14 protein-coding genes are annotated in these 14,705 nt (G+C 42.4%); 8 read left to right on the top strand and 6 right to left on the bottom strand.

Annotated features, from left to right (window positions below):
* Positions 1 to 2 precede the first annotated feature (2 nt).
* The 8 genes from B3V56_RS11960 (at position 3) to B3V56_RS11925 (ending at position 8,628) form a co-directional block, all read left to right on the top strand.
* The gene (locus B3V56_RS11960; RefSeq protein ID WP_289283728.1) at positions 3 to 800 is read left to right on the top strand and encodes an inositol monophosphatase family protein; all 798 of its coding nucleotides are present in this window, start codon (positions 3 to 5) and stop codon (positions 798 to 800) included.
* Complete coding sequence (gene pgeF, locus B3V56_RS11955; RefSeq protein WP_289284328.1) at positions 793 to 1,542, top strand: peptidoglycan editing factor PgeF; 750 nt, start codon at positions 793 to 795, stop codon at positions 1,540 to 1,542. Before B3V56_RS11960 ends, pgeF begins: the two co-directional genes overlap by 8 nt.
* A 39-nt stretch (positions 1,543 to 1,581) precedes the next feature.
* Positions 1,582 to 2,394, top strand: a complete 813-nt coding sequence (locus B3V56_RS11950; RefSeq protein WP_289283730.1) for a ZIP family metal transporter — start codon at positions 1,582 to 1,584, stop codon at positions 2,392 to 2,394.
* 2 nt (positions 2,395 to 2,396) lie between these two features.
* Positions 2,397 to 3,428 (top strand): lipopolysaccharide heptosyltransferase II, encoded by a 1,032-nt coding sequence (waaF, locus tag B3V56_RS11945; protein ID WP_289283731.1) that lies wholly within the window; start codon positions 2,397 to 2,399, stop codon positions 3,426 to 3,428.
* Entirely contained in the window at positions 3,425 to 4,924 is a 1,500-nt protein-coding gene (locus tag B3V56_RS11940) for a hypothetical protein (protein WP_289283732.1), read from the top strand. The genes waaF and B3V56_RS11940 overlap by 4 nt, the downstream gene beginning before the upstream one ends.
* A gap of 136 nt (positions 4,925 to 5,060) precedes the next feature.
* A complete protein-coding gene (locus B3V56_RS11935; RefSeq protein ID WP_289283733.1) occupies positions 5,061 to 6,032 on the top strand; it encodes a glycosyltransferase in 972 nt (323 codons plus the stop codon).
* Positions 6,033 to 6,119: 87 nt separating this feature from the next.
* The gene (locus tag B3V56_RS11930; RefSeq protein WP_289283734.1) at positions 6,120 to 6,842 is read left to right on the top strand and encodes a lipopolysaccharide kinase InaA family protein; all 723 of its coding nucleotides are present in this window, start codon (positions 6,120 to 6,122) and stop codon (positions 6,840 to 6,842) included.
* Between the two features lie 64 nt (positions 6,843 to 6,906).
* Entirely contained in the window at positions 6,907 to 8,628 is a 1,722-nt protein-coding gene (locus B3V56_RS11925; protein ID WP_289283735.1) for a carbamoyltransferase family protein, read from the top strand.
* 6 nt (positions 8,629 to 8,634) lie between these two features.
* On the opposite strand, the gene B3V56_RS11920 is transcribed toward B3V56_RS11925, so the two are convergent.
* From B3V56_RS11920 to rfaP, 6 genes are read right to left on the bottom strand one after another with little or no spacing between them, the layout of a single operon-like run.
* Positions 8,635 to 9,663, bottom strand: coding sequence for a CgeB family protein (locus B3V56_RS11920; protein WP_289244569.1), 1,029 nt, complete (start codon positions 9,661 to 9,663; stop codon positions 8,635 to 8,637).
* Between the two features lie 12 nt (positions 9,664 to 9,675).
* Positions 9,676 to 10,275 (bottom strand): YrbL family protein, encoded by a 600-nt coding sequence (locus B3V56_RS11915; RefSeq protein WP_289283736.1) that lies wholly within the window; start codon positions 10,273 to 10,275, stop codon positions 9,676 to 9,678.
* Complete coding sequence (gene galE / locus B3V56_RS11910; protein ID WP_289283737.1) at positions 10,268 to 11,302, bottom strand: UDP-glucose 4-epimerase GalE; 1,035 nt, start codon at positions 11,300 to 11,302, stop codon at positions 10,268 to 10,270. The genes B3V56_RS11915 and galE overlap by 8 nt, the downstream gene beginning before the upstream one ends.
* Entirely contained in the window at positions 11,302 to 12,438 is a 1,137-nt protein-coding gene (locus B3V56_RS11905) for a glycosyltransferase family 4 protein (protein WP_289283738.1), read from the bottom strand. The genes galE and B3V56_RS11905 overlap by 1 nt, the downstream gene beginning before the upstream one ends.
* On the bottom strand, positions 12,435 to 13,853 hold the full coding sequence (locus tag B3V56_RS11900) for a lipopolysaccharide kinase InaA family protein (protein ID WP_289284327.1): 1,419 nt from the start codon (positions 13,851 to 13,853) through the stop codon (positions 12,435 to 12,437). The genes B3V56_RS11905 and B3V56_RS11900 overlap by 4 nt, the downstream gene beginning before the upstream one ends.
* The gene (gene rfaP / locus B3V56_RS11895) at positions 13,843 to 14,643 is read right to left on the bottom strand and encodes a lipopolysaccharide core heptose(I) kinase RfaP (protein WP_286305675.1); all 801 of its coding nucleotides are present in this window, start codon (positions 14,641 to 14,643) and stop codon (positions 13,843 to 13,845) included. Before rfaP ends, B3V56_RS11900 begins: the two co-directional genes overlap by 11 nt.
* Positions 14,644 to 14,705: the final 62 nt, after the last annotated feature.

Below are 14,705 nucleotides of genomic sequence, written 5' to 3'. Positions count from 1 at the left end.
TCATGAATATAGACCGGCAACAAATTCAACACATTGTCAGGGACGTGGCCTTCACGACCCTTCTTCCATTGACCAATAACGTTAGCCGGGATTACAAAAAAGATGGCAGCATCGTCACCTCAGCAGATGATGCAGTACAAAGCGCTCTAAGTAAAAGGCTCGCCGAACTGTATCCTGATATTGCGCTACTGGGTGAAGAAATGTCTGCCGAACAGCAACAGCAGCTTTTCGATTCTGGTAAGCCAATATGGTGTCTTGATCCGGTCGATGGCACCAGCAATTTTGCTTCTGGCTTGCCTCTTTACTCCATTTCATTGGCACTAATCGAGCAAGGTAAAGTGACTTTTGCCATGGTGCTTGATCCATCGAGAGATGAGAGTTTCACTGCTCTTCGTGGTCAGGGAGCCTGGTTAAATGATTTACCTCTGCGTTTAACCTCTCCTAATCTCAGTTTGGATAACACTATTGCCTTTGTCGATTTCAAACGGCTACCTCAAGATTTAGCGTTGAAACTTGTCAGAGATCGTCCTTTTGCTTCACAGCGGAATTTAGGTTCTATCGCGCTCGAGTTATGCTGGCTAGCAGCCGGACGGGGCCATATTTATCTTCATGGTAAACAACAAATCTGGGACTATGCAGCTGGTGACTTGATCTTGGAAGAAGCCGGTGGTTTTGCTTCGACACTGTATGGAAACCCTTCATTTCGTTACACATTAGAGCCACGCTCTTCCTGTGCTGCCATTGATGAGGCGTTATTTCAAGTTTGGCAAAATTATTTGCTGGATGCCGTGAATGGTTAGAAAATCACTGGAATTTGTCACGCCAGACTGGACAATGCCCGACCATATTCAGGCATACACAACCACCAGAAAGGGCGGTGTCAGCCCGCCCCCATACGACAGCCTTAATCTTGCCGAACACGTTAACGATACACATGAGAATGTAGAAAAAAATCGTCAACTACTTGCCTCAGCCTTGACGCTGCCGGCTTCCCCGCTTTGGTTACAACAGACGCATAGTACTAAGGTCATCAACAGTCAGGACTGGTATGAAGGCATCGAAGCAGATGCCATCTACTGTAATCAAAACGATCACGTCTGCGCCATCATGACAGCGGATTGTTTGCCTCTATTAATCAGTAATCAGACTGGTACTGAAATTGCCGCCATTCATGCTGGCTGGCGTGGTTTAGCGGATGGCATCATAGAAACGACTATAGAACGTTTTCAAGACTCAACAGATAAACTCCATGTTTGGCTGGCGCCCGCAATTGGTCCCGAAAAATTTGAAGTCGGTCAAGATGTGTTTGAGGCATTTATCAATCACTCAGATACCGCACAAGTCGCCTTTCAGCAAACGGATAATAGCCACTATTTGGCTGATATCTACCAACTTGCCCGTTTGAGATTAAGGCAGCTAGGCATCACACAAATGTCTGGAGGCGATGCCTGTACGGTGACCGAGACCTCACGCTTTTTTTCATACCGGCGCGATGGCGAGACCGGTCGCATCGTTTCGCTTATCTGGATCGGCAATAAATAAGGTATCATTACCGGCTTAATTCAGCCTTGTTGGATCATTATGGAATTACTCATCTGGATCATCGTTTTTAGTCTGGTAGGCGGACTTTTAAGCGTCGTTGTCGCTTCATCCTTTTTATTACTGCCCGAAAAACACCGTAGTTTGACGGTGCCACATTTGGTCAGCTTTGCGATTGGTGCCATGTTAGGCGCGTCATTTCTTGGCTTAATCCCTCACGCCATCGAACATGAATACGCCATTGATGCACATGCTATCGGCTTTACCTTACTGCTTGGTCTACTCAGTTTCTTCGCGCTGGAAAAAATGGTGTTATGGCGACATTGTCATAGCCATCATGGTCACGAACATATCCCTGAACTCGACAGACCCGATCACCACGGTGGTCACCATCACGATCACAAACATAAGTCTGCAGGCCCGCTAATTCTCATTGGCGATACAATTCATAACTTTGTCGACGGCATTTTAATTGCTGCCGCATTTTTAACAGACGTGCATTTGGGTATTGTGACGGCATTAGCTATTGCCGCCCATGAAATTCCACAAGAGTTAGGTGATTTTGTCATTTTGCTGCACAGCGGCTTTAGCCGCAAAAAAGCGCTTTATTACAATATTCTCTCGAGTTTAGGCACGTTGGCTGGTGCTTTACTGGGTTATTTTGCCCTTTCTGATATGCAACAAATTCTGCCTTATGTTCTGCTTGTTGCGGCATCCAGCTTTATTTACGTGGCTGTAGCAGATTTAATTCCTGGCTTACACGACAAGATCAAGCCATCAGAGTCTTTGCAACAAATCAGCTTGATCGCCTTGGGCGTTATCTTCATCTATATCGCGCACAGCACGCTTCATTAAATATGACGGGAAGGAACCCTGATAAAAAGATTTTGATAGTCGGTCCATCATGGGTTGGCGATATGGTGATGGCACAATCGCTATTTATAGCGTTGAAAAAGAACAATCCAGACGTCACCATCGATGTGCTCGCTATGGACTGGACTCGACCGCTGCTTCAACGTATGCCAGAGGTCAATGAGGCCATCAGTATGCCCATATCGCATGGTATTTTTGGCTGGAATATGCGTAAAAAACTCGGTCAGTCATTACGAGAGAAACGCTACGACCAAGCTATTGTGCTGCCTAATTCCTGGAAGTCAGCATTAATTCCTTGGTTTGCAAAAATACCGCTAAGAACGGGATGGCTTGGAGAATATCGTTACGGCTTACTAAATGATGCCCGAAAACTCGATAAGCAGGCTTTGCCGATGATGGTCGAGCGTTTTGTCGCTCTGGCGCATCCAGCGTCATTATCACGAACTCCGCCCGCTTATGAAGCACCATTGATGCTTGCCGAGCCAGCTAATGAAGCGATTAATCCCAAACGAAAGTCGGACGGTCAAAAAAGACTTATTCTCTGTCCGGGCGCAGAATTTGGCCCAGCCAAACAATGGCCAACCTCTCATTACGCCGCTTTAGCTGATTTTTTTCTTACATCCGGCTGGCAAGTGTTGATACTCGGTTCCAAAGCCGATGTCTGCACCGCTGAGGAAATCATCCATCTTTCCAGTCAGCAATCAAACAACCTTATCAGCCTGGCTGGTCAGACAAAGTTAGAAGAAGCCATCGACCTGTTAGGAACAGCTGATCAGGTAGTTTCTAATGATTCAGGGTTAATGCACATCGCCGCTGCCTTACAAGTGCCATTAGTGGTTGTATATGGTCCGACCTCTCCGGCATTCACTCCACCTTTGGCCAGCAACGCGCACATCACACAGATAGATATCGAATGTAGCCCATGCTTTAAGCGTACTTGCCCATTAGGCCACCATAACTGTATGAAACAACTGTCTGTTGACAGTGTAATTAAACTAATAAAACCAACATTATGAAACCGTTAAACTCGCTTTTTTCAGACTTATCCCTTCACAATATTCGTCTATTTACGGCCTTTTTTAGCCTGCTATTTTCCGTCTTGGCATTTTCCACCGACCAGCTCATTAATAGTGATGGTGTTTTATACCTGAACATGGCGAGAGCTTATATAGAAGGTGGGTTAGCTGCAACAGCATCCATGTACAATTGGCCATTTTTCTCCATCTTAATTGCCGTTATTCATCAATTTACAGGTCTCCAACTAGAATTGAGTGGGCAGATCATCAATAGCCTGCTTTTTGTGGTTTTTACTGATGCGCTAGTACTGATTGCTAATAAATTATTATCTAACCTAAGATACGTCTTTATTGCTTCCTTACTCATTCTCTGTTTTTCTACACTTAATGACTACCGTAGTTATATTATTAGAGATATTGGCTACTGGGCTTTTATCTCGATATCGATCTATCGAATCATTATTTTTTTAGAAAAACCGACTTGGCAAAATGGTATCTATTGGCAATTAAGCATTTTATTTGCGCTTTTATTCCGTATCGAAGCTGTTGCCATTATGATGGCAACGCCCTTTTTCATATTGTTCCAGTTCGGAATCAAAGAGGGCATCAAACCTGCTCTAAGACTTTGCTCATTGTTTCTTTTTGGTGGAGCAATGGCAGCCTCGATATTTACTCAGCAACAAGGCATGATAAACGCATTCGGTAAACTACTTAGCGTGACGCAATTTCTAGATTACTCACGTATTGCTGATGAATTTCATAGTAAAACGACCATTATCGGTAATGAACTATTAAATGAATATTCTGAGCGATACAGCGGAATGATTTTGGCTTCAGGCCTAGTTTATATGTTATTAACAAAAATCATTACTGGCTTATCGCCCCTTAATCTTATTTTATTTACATTTGCTAAATTCCAGCATAAGAAAGGATCATCTAACGATAATACTCGTCGTTTCCTGATTTTCTTCATTGGCATCAACCTCATTATTCTGCTTGCATTCCTATTTAAACATTACTTCATCAGCACTCGCTATGCTGTCATGTTAATTACGGCACTGATGATACTCATGTTACCCGCAATGTGTCGCTTGATAGATGATTACTGGCAAGCTAAAAATAAATCTGCCCTTATACTTATCCCCTTCTTACTTCTTGCGAGTCTCATTGATACCTTCACTACAAGTGTAACCAAAGGCTATATAAAAGAAACGGCGATCTGGGCGAGCCAAAATTTGCCGGAAAACAGCCGGGTTCTTACCAATGATATTTTTATTGATTTTTATTTCCATGAAAATGAGCCTAAGGCGCGGTTAAAACTCGATAGAACGCTTCAAACTAATAAGCAGTTTGATTATTTTATTGTCATCGAGAAGCGCTCTCATACAGAGACAAAGAAGCAATATGCAAACTGGGATTTGATACCAATTCATTACAGCGAGAACGCTCGAGGTGATAAGGCCGTCATCTATAAGGCGCTAAATATTGACAACTAGACCACGTCACGTTCTGCAGTTATGCCATAGCTACGATCCGCCTTTTGATGATTGCGCGCGACAATATGCATCATTATTTAAAGGCACTAATTTCCGTGTTACTACGGTCTTCCTAACGGGAGCCCCCAGAGCTGACTTGTTAGAAAATACACTGTCTGACGAGGTCATTTTTCTTGAAAGCCCAAAGCATAAACTCAAAGGACTTAAGTTATCACTACTGAAACGAGTGAAGAGAATATCTCAACAAAAACACTACGAACTTTGTATTGCACATAGGACAAAACCAACATATTTAGCCCTCATTGCCACACAACTTCCTGTAATGAGTATTCATCACGCTTTTGGTGACTTTGACCGTTTAGGAAGAAGGCTTTTTACAGAATTCTTCTCATCTCGCTTATTACTCATAGGGGTATCCAAGGCTGTATCAGCCGATATAAAACAGCACTTACCCCGTTTTCCCGTAGATGGGATCAAAACTTTATATAACAGAGTGGATATAGAACACTCAAAAAATGAGCTCTTGAGTAAAGCTAAAGCCAGAGAAATGCTAGATATTCCTGATGAATCTTATGTTATCGGTAATGTAGGCAGATTACATCCTGATAAAGACCAAGAGACACTGATTCGGGCATTTGCCAAAGCAAAGCATGCGCTCCCTGAGAATACTTTGTTAATTATTATTGGCAAGGGCAAACTTCAACAAAAACTTCATGATCTTGCTCAGTCACTGAATGTAGAAGACAACATCAAATTTATTGGCTACATCAAAGATGCGAAGCGTTACTTTACAGCCTTCGATATTTTTGTCTTGACCTCTGATAGTGAGCCTTTTGGTATGGTCGTATTGGAAGCTATGATTGCGAACCTGCCTATTATTTGTAGTGATTGTGGAGGAGCAAAGGAAATTGTAGAAAACACAGGGCTATTATTTCCTTTTGCATCTTCTGAAAAGTTAGCAGAGTTACTGGTTCACTCAGCCAACAACAGAGAGTCAGCATATAGTCATGATGCTTCGCTTATGAAACTACATACTTACTTTTCTGATGAAGCTGGGAGGAGAGCATTTTGGAAATTAGAGCAAATAAAGAAAATTCTCTCACCTTAACTGATCTGTTTTTGCCAATTAATCAGTATTTAAGAATAATGCATTACTTTACATAGCAAATATATTCAATAATCAGGTCGTATAAAAATGGCAGACATAAAACACAAAAACAAATATGACTTTGACACGATATGGCAACTGGATACAGATTGGTTCGAGCCCCCAAACCACAGACGCGGTGGCTGGAGTGGTGTGGTTAAATATGTACTTGAAACAACACATGGTGCTATTGATGTGTTTATCAAACGTCAGGAAAATCATCGCACAAAAACATGGTGTCATCCTTTAAAAGGCATTCATACCTTTCAAAAAGAATATAACAATATTCTTAAACTTACGGCTAAGCATATTCCTACACTTGAACCTGTCTATTTTTCATGTGACCAGTCAAGGGCGATACTGGTTACAAAAGAGCTTCGAGATTATCAATCACTCGAAAACATTTCTCCCTCAACCTTATCAAATGTGTCACGTAAACAATTACTGAAAGCTGTAGCTCATGTATTGGTGAATATGCACCAAGCACATTTTCAACATAATTCACTTTATCCCAAACACATTTTTGCTAAGCCAGTATCTAACGGCTGGAAGATAAAAATCATCGATCTGGAGAAAATGAAACGTACATTGTTGGTCAGACAATCGATGCTGAGAGATCTGGGCACACTAGACCGTCATGCTAATGAAGATTGGTCAATGAAAGACCGCGTTTTCTTTTTACAACAGTATTTCAATGAACAACCATTGTCTAAAAAGACTAAACAACTTTTACATAAAATTGCTAAGCCCAAAAAAGCAAAACGTCATTAGTCGTGTTGACCGACTGCATGCGATATACTTACGCACTGTTTAACTCAAAGACATATATCACATCATGATCGTTTTAGGTTTGTCTGGCGCGGTAAATCACGACGCCTCTGCTGCTTTATATATTGATGGAAAGCTTGTAGCTGCTGCTGAAGAGGAGCGTTTTCTGCGTGACAAGCACGCCAAAGGGAAAATGCCTTATGAGGCCACTAAATTCTGTTTAGAACAGGCTGGTATTCGTCCCGATCAGATTGATATTGTGGCTTTCCCTTACGCTGAGATTGGCCTGAAATCACCCGCACGCTGGCACTATGCAAAGCGCCATTGGTATGCCCCTGACCGCGCACTTACCGCTTTATTCAGCGGTAACCGTCGATATTGGCGGAATCACCGAAATGTAATGAAGTTATTAGATGATCTAGGTATCGGAGCGAAACGCGTTAAATTTGTCCCAGTTGAACATCATCTAGCGCATGCCAGTAGTGCCTTCCATTTGAGTGGTTTTAAAGAAAAAACAGCCATTATCGGTATTGATGGTAAAGGCGAATATGCCACTACTTTTTTTGGTTATGGCGAAAATGGCAAGATTCATAAGATCAAAGAATTCTATGATCCGGATTCACTTGGTGGTGTCTATGGTGCATTAACAGAATATCTTGGCTTTGAAATGCTGGATGGCGAATTCAAAGTAATGGGTATGGCCCCTTATGGTGATCCGAAGCGTTTCGACTTCTCACGTTTAATTGACTACAAAAACGGTGACTTCAAGGTCAATACCAAACTGGTCAATGTCGTAGGCACTCGCCGTTACAAGAAGAATGGCAAAGGCTACTTTTTCAGTCCTGAGTTAATCGAATGGCTCGGCCCTATGCGAGAAGGCGATGAAAAAGATGAGCCTTACATCGATTACGCCGCAAGCATCCAAGACCTGTTAGAGAAAACAGCTTTAAAACTGATTGATTTTTATCTGGGTGACATTATTAAAGACACTGGCAAAATCGCTTATGCTGGTGGTGTGGCTCTCAATGTGAAACTCAACCAGCGTATTATTGCCATGTCCGGTGTCAAAGAACTGTTTGTACAACCAGCGGCAAGCGATGCGGGTACTGCCATTGGTGCGGCCAGTTATGCTTCACAATTATCCGGTGTACCCGTAGAAAAAATGGAGCATGTCTACTTAGGCCCAGCCTATACCACTGAACAATGTATTGAGGCCTGTGAGCAATACGAACAGCCAGTTAAATGGGAGCGAATGAACAATGTCACCGCCGAAACAGCTAAAATTCTAGCTGATGGTAATCCAGTTTCCTGGTTCCAGGGGCATATGGAGTTTGGACCTCGCGCTTTAGGTAATCGAAGTATTCTGGGTTCACCGAGTCATTCAGGCGTAGCTGACAGAATTAATGCCCAGATTAAATATCGTGAACGTTGGCGCCCCTTCTGTCCTAGTATGCTGGATACAGTTGCACCAGAAATATTACAGACAGATCATCCTAGCCCGTATATGACATTTACATTTGATGTGGCTGAAAGTTGGAAGTCGCGTATTCCTGAAGTCGTGCATGAAGATGGTACGGCTCGGGCTCAAATTGTCACTCAAGCAACCAATCCTCGTTACTACTCACTGCTGCAGGAAATGGAGAAACTCACGGGCAATGGTGTGGTTTTAAATACCTCGCTGAATCGCCGCGGAGAGCCAATGGTATGTAGCCCAACTGATGCATTAAATATGTTTTTCGGTTCTGATCTACAGTATTTAGTGATGGAAGATATACTCATCACAAAGTAGATTGATTTAATCCATATAGCTCAGCATATACTCAACACGTTTTTTCCAGGTGTAGTGTTGGCTTATTTTCTGCTGTCCCCGTTTAGCTATAGCTAAACGGGCATCATCATTACTCAAATAATAAAGCACTTTTTCTACCAGCTCTTTTGAGCCCTTAAACGTCTCAATTTCCAAACCAATCTCGAATAAATCTGCCACTTCATCACAATAATCTGTTAAGACAAAACACCCTGCCGCCATTGCCTCAAAGATTCTTAAATTAACACCAGTTTCAGCTGCATAGAATGGCCCTCGAGTGATATTCAATACAATCTTAGAACTGACAAGATGCTGATAAAGTTCTTGTCCCCATAACGGTTTGTCATCAACTTTCTGTTGTAAAGCAGGTGACATTATTGATTGATTTCTTTTCCATCGATTTCCCTTGATAGAAACATAATCAGCAATATGTTCCAGCATAAAACAACGTCTCAGATCAGCGCTACCTACAAATAAAACGTCATGCTGATACTTAGCTGGCTCAGCTTCAACCAGATTAGCCCCAAAAGGTGAAAATATCGTATTAATATTTTTTCGATTGAAAAACTCTGTCACTACTTTTGAAAATGAAAATACGCGATCATAAACACGGACTTCATTCTCAATAAAATAGATAAACTCTCTACGCTTTGAATATAGATTGCAACTATCAGTATCGTATAAATAGAGTTTTATACCTTTAGTTTTAGCTAAATCTGCGAGGTGGTTGGGTTTAATAAAGCGATATAAAAAACCTATAACAAAAATACTGTCAGGTTTAATTTCCTCAATTAATGATAACAACGACTCAAAACGTTTCTTGGGTAAGTAATAAAAACTATTTTTCTCAGATAGTTTTCGTTGTACTTTTGTGAAAGCTGAGCGAGGCTTATATAAGCTGATATTCTCCAACTTAGCTAAATCATAATATTCTGAGTTGTCTATACAAGCATGAATATCTCGACCGAGAGTGGCACCACCAATTCCATCCAGAATTAAAATTTTCTTGTCCGTCACCAACCAATGTCCTTATATTGCTTTTATAATTTTCTGTATGCTGGGTTGGTTAATAAATTGCTTTGATAACAGGCGTTGAAACTTTTCCCATTTCCGTTCAATCTTTCTTTTGCCGAAAAACCGAACATAACTGCTAATCGGAATGATATCGGAGTTGCCGATATTATCGATAATCAAACATCTCATGCCATCATTTCGCTGCTGCAAAACCATATTCTTCGGTTTGAGTGTCATGGTAATAATGTTCTGTTCTAACAAATCCTGTTTCAATCTGCTCAGAGCCTGACTGATGGGTTCGACTAATGCAGAAGTCGATGCCAGATTATCCAGATAAAACTCTAATGTTTTTGAAACCTGACCATCCTCGTCACGAATCAAATCAAACACCGCACCAGATCCCATATTGGTGTCTTCATTACCATAGAACTTTGGCAAACTTAGCCAGTCGATATTTCGCTGTTGTAAAAATCGATAATAGGCCTGTTCACGACGTGTTTCTTTCTCACCACGTAAAACGACCACTTTGACGCATTTTGATGAATCATCAGGATGCACATGTACTTCTCTGTGCAAGCCTTTACCGACTAGAGTCGTGTTGGATAACTCAAGCATTACCATACCCGTTAGGATTTTGACTCTGCCAACGCCACGCATCGGTGACCATATCTTCAAGTGATTTCTCAGCAGTCCAGCCAAGTAATGATTTTGCTAACGCAGGATCAGCATAATTGATGGCCACATCACCCGCTCGGCGTTCAACAATTTGATATTTCACCTCTTTATTGGAGGCTTGCTCAAAAGCGGCGATGACTTCAAGTACGCTGTAACCTTGTCCTGTGCCAAGATTGACGGCTTTACAACATGGCGCGGTTGCTTCTGATTCCAGCCAGTTAAGTGCTTCAAGATGTCCTCTAGCTAAATCCATCACATGAATGTAATCACGCACCCCTGTACCATCTACTGTGTCATAGTCACCGCCAAACACAGACAGACACTCTCGTTTACCAATGGCTGTTTGCGTGACATAAGGCATCAAATTATTCGGTATAGCGCTAGGATCTTCACCAATAAGACCAGACTCGTGTGCACCAGCCGGATTAAAGTAACGTAATAACACCGCACTAAGTTGATCTGGCGTCGCCTTGACCATATCCGCCAGAATTTCTTCTATCATCAGCTTGGTTCGCCCATAAGGATTGGTCGCTGATGTTGGAAATGTTTCATTAACAGGCATGGAAGCCGGGTCACCATACACAGTAGCTGATGAGCTGAATACAAAATTTTTAACAGAAAACTGCTGCATTACTTCAAGCAAGACGAAGGTAGCATCAAGATTATTCTGGTAATACATCAAAGGAAATGCGCATGACTCACCCACCGCTTTCAGGCCAGCCAAATGAATAACAGCGTCAATAGGATGCGTATTAAAAATACCTTGCAATGCAGTTTTATCTCGACAATCAGCTTTATAAAAGGCCAGTTTTTTACCGGTAATCTGACTGACACGATCTAGGGCAATGGCTGAACTATTACTGAGGTTATCCACCACCACGACCTCAAAACCGGCTTCTAATAACACCACACAAATATGTGAACCAATATACCCCGCGCCACCAGTAACCAATACCGTTTTCGTCATTATGTTTCCCTTTTTTGTTTTGCCAGTGATTTAATCACTGTGGCAGCCTGCTGCGGCATACTATACAAATCTTCTGTTGCAGCATAATGAAGCGCTTGCTTCGACCAATACTGTAACTCGTCTTTATCCAACATTTCCGCTAGATCTAAAGCCGTTTTTTCTGCATTCTCGGCATCGCTAATAACCCGTCCCGCATCTGCCTTAGTCACATGTTTGGTGTAACCACAGACATCAGATACCAAGCTTGGTAACCCTGCCACCATAGCTTCTAGAATCACCGTACCTGTATTTTCTTTTCTTGCTGGGTGAATTAACAGATCGGCCGCCAGCAAAAACCGGGGAATATCGGAACGTCCCCCAAGAAATGTCACTTGCTGAGCAATAGAGGCTTGCTGTGCTTGGCGTTGTAGATAACGGTTATCACCGTCACCTATCACCATTAACTTCGTTTTATCTTTGAGCTGTTTGGGTAATCTGGCTAATGCAGCAATGGCGCGATCAACGCCTTTGGTTTTAAAGCCAGTCCCCACCATCAGTACTAACCATTCATCTTGGGCAATATTAAATTCAGCACGGACTTGCTGACGAATGTGTTCAGCATTGGCAGGACGCTGCCTGTCACGGTCAATACCTGGCGGTAAGCTGATTAAACGATTTTGAGGTGTCTGATAATGTTGTTCGAACAGGGCTTGCTGCACATCAGAAATCATCATCGACACAGTATTTGACTGCTTGCCAAAAACGGCTTCTTCACAAGCTTTATAAAATTTTACACGTCCGGAAAACTGTAAAAGCGCATACAGAGGATGTGACTGAATACGATCGATATAACAAGGGTCTGCCGCGTAATAAACATCCAGCCCCGGCATTTTATTAAAGCCAATGACCAGATCGTAATTCTGCTGATGTAATTGTGGCAAAAGCTGATCAATATAGGATTGTAACTTGGCGTGGTTGCTCCAGCCCTTGGTTTCAATAATGTGCACATTAAACTGCTCAGGGACGTCCCCTTGCCATTCCATCACATATACGTCGACCGTATCATCAGCTTGCAGGCAGCATTGCATGATATTCATAAAATCACGAGCAAGTCCGCCAAAAGGGAAAAACTTATATAAACAGACCGCGTATTTCATAAACGTGTATTTTGTCCCTGCAGCATGACTCTGAAAAAGGCCTCCAACTCAGGATTCTTCCAGTTTTTCAGAAAGCGTTTTTTATCTTGCAAGTGAGCCATGATCGCTTGTTTTTTATTGCCATATTCTCGCATAGCATCTAAATCAATAAGCCTGATTTTACCTTGCTTATCTAATAACAAGTTCTGCGCTTTCATATCACCATGGCCAACTTGCATTGTGTTCAGATCTGAAAAGATAGTTTGAATCTGACTCACTTCTGATTCCGTTGGCATGCGTTGCTGGTAAACATCTAACAACTCCTCGGCCTCATGGTATTCGCTAATAAAATAAGCTGTTTGTCTCAATGGACCCATGCGCTTTTCAATAAAGGCGAGAGGCTCGGTTGTCGGAATACCAGAAAAAACCAGTAAATTAGCATTGCACCATGATGCCGCGGCCCGGCTTGGTCGCCAGCAGCGGCTTATGGCATGACCCAGATTCTTAATATTATAACGTTTGATAACGACCTCACGGCCAGCCAGCTTTGTGCGTACAACTGTCGCCGTATTACCGGCTTTTAATACCTGAGCGCCAGCAAATAATGCCTCAATATCACGGACGGACTGAAGTTGACTCTGTTGCCAGAAATCTCGTTTTGCTGCGACCTGCCAATGAATATTCTTTTGATAATACGTCATCGTACATGGACGAAAACATTTCTTAAGAAATTGTGTTTTGCGTTGCTGCCATGCTTTGTCTAACAGCTGACTAAACTGTTGCTGCTCATCGGCCGAATAATGCCAACCACGTCCTTCATAATAAACTTTAAGCAAAGGCATCAAATGACTACGCTGTTGCAATGAAAACTGGGCAAATAGTCTGGCCAAGTTTGTCAGGCTAGTATCTTTATCAAGTGCTTTGCCGTCACCTGACTGTTTCACAGAGCCCAGATCGATAAGCACAATCTCATCACCGCTGAGTAATAAATTATCGAGATGGATATCATCTTGATAAATGCCGCCCAAGTGTAGAGTAAGCATTAACTCTGATAGCAATGCCAAGCGCTGAGGAACCGCCGATTCAAGATGGAACGACTGGCTGTTTTCAATAAAGTCATACACCAATGCTGAACCATGTGGCTCTGAGACCGAGAGCAATAATTTGGGTGTTTTTACTGTCACAGGCTTGACCGCATCAACACCTTTTAACTCACGCTCAAAGTCTTTTTGAGCTTTTCCCTGATTGGCAAATAATTTAATCACGACATTTTTGCCGTGGCCATCTATGGCTTTCATGGCCAAGCGGCGCTCTGGCAAGTCACGCAGAATTTGCACACACTGATAGCTGTTTTGTTCTAATTGCAGCTCAAACGGCAATTGCGGTCGGCTATCAGTGCTGATAATGGCATTAATATCTGACATATTATTCAGCATATAATTTATCTGCCCGTTGTTTAACCTGCTGCCACAGATCAGCATATTGGGACAGTGCCTGGCGCAAAGGTAGTTGGGTATAGGTCTTGATAAAGCGGAACAAATCTCGCTGGGTCAGCGGCACAGCATAGGCAGAAAAATATAAACTACCCAAGTCCTTTATTTGCCAGCGTAATGGCACTTTTTTCCGAATTTGAGCACGGTGAAGGTCAATTAAATATATCGGCATTGAGGGCTGATAAACATTGGTCTCAGCAAACGACTTATCCAGCAAAAAATGACAAAGATAAAAATCTCGATGATTCATACCATTTTTATGCATGGTCCCAGCGATATGGGCTAGTTTCTGGATTAAATCGTATTTGCTTTTGAATGACGGTGGTGTCTGTCGCCACTGCTGCCCCAGATATTCCAGACTCATGGTATCGGTCAAATCATCAGTAATCACAAAAGAATGGCGTTTGGCTGGATTCCATCCTTTTTCGCCATAGCCGGCTAAGGTCATGGTATCCAGATGATGAGACTGTAAAAACTGCACCGCCTGCCATTCATTTCTGGCACTGATAATCGGTAAGCGTAGAGACAACAGATTTTTGAAAATTTCTTCCCAACCTACACCTTGATGATATTTTAGAAAGTAGCTGTGTTGTTCGACCTCGAAACGTAATGTCCGCCGCCCTTCTTTGTCACGAAAGATTTCACCCGGCATGGTCTGCAACCAAGGAAAGATAGCTTTATTCCGCCAAGCCTGGGCTAAGTCTTCACGTAAATACAGTGTATGTGTTTTCATTCAGTTTTATGATGTGATTCAGTCAAACTCAGTCTTGCCTCAAAACCGCCAGTCAGTCTGAA

It is taken from the genome of Methylophaga sp. UBA2513 (assembly GCF_002341285.1).
Lineage (GTDB): Bacteria > Pseudomonadota > Gammaproteobacteria > Nitrosococcales > Methylophagaceae > Methylophaga > Methylophaga marina.
This window is presented reverse-complemented; position numbering and strand designations above follow the sequence as displayed.

What these genes read in the sequence shown, in the direction of transcription:
- B3V56_RS11960 (WP_289283728.1), top strand. Translation starts at nt 3, where the DNA reads ATGAATATAGACCGGCAACAAATTCAACACATTGTCAGGGACGTGGCC.
- pgeF (WP_289284328.1), top strand. Translation starts at nt 793, where the DNA reads ATGGTTAGAAAATCACTGGAATTTGTCACGCCAGACTGGACAATGCCC.
- B3V56_RS11950 (WP_289283730.1), top strand. Translation starts at nt 1,582, where the DNA reads ATGGAATTACTCATCTGGATCATCGTTTTTAGTCTGGTAGGCGGACTT.
- waaF (WP_289283731.1), top strand. Translation starts at nt 2,397, where the DNA reads ATGACGGGAAGGAACCCTGATAAAAAGATTTTGATAGTCGGTCCATCA.
- B3V56_RS11940 (WP_289283732.1), top strand. Translation starts at nt 3,425, where the DNA reads ATGAAACCGTTAAACTCGCTTTTTTCAGACTTATCCCTTCACAATATT.
- B3V56_RS11930 (WP_289283734.1), top strand. Translation starts at nt 6,120, where the DNA reads ATGGCAGACATAAAACACAAAAACAAATATGACTTTGACACGATATGG.
- B3V56_RS11925 (WP_289283735.1), top strand. Translation starts at nt 6,907, where the DNA reads ATGATCGTTTTAGGTTTGTCTGGCGCGGTAAATCACGACGCCTCTGCT.
- B3V56_RS11915 (WP_289283736.1), bottom strand. Translation starts at nt 10,275, where the DNA reads ATGCTTGAGTTATCCAACACGACTCTAGTCGGTAAAGGCTTGCACAGA.
- galE (WP_289283737.1), bottom strand. Translation starts at nt 11,302, where the DNA reads ATGACGAAAACGGTATTGGTTACTGGTGGCGCGGGGTATATTGGTTCA.
- B3V56_RS11905 (WP_289283738.1), bottom strand. Translation starts at nt 12,438, where the DNA reads ATGAAATACGCGGTCTGTTTATATAAGTTTTTCCCTTTTGGCGGACTT.
- B3V56_RS11900 (WP_289284327.1), bottom strand. Translation starts at nt 13,853, where the DNA reads ATGCTGAATAATATGTCAGATATTAATGCCATTATCAGCACTGATAGC.
- rfaP (WP_286305675.1), bottom strand. Translation starts at nt 14,643, where the DNA reads ATGAAAACACATACACTGTATTTACGTGAAGACTTAGCCCAGGCTTGG.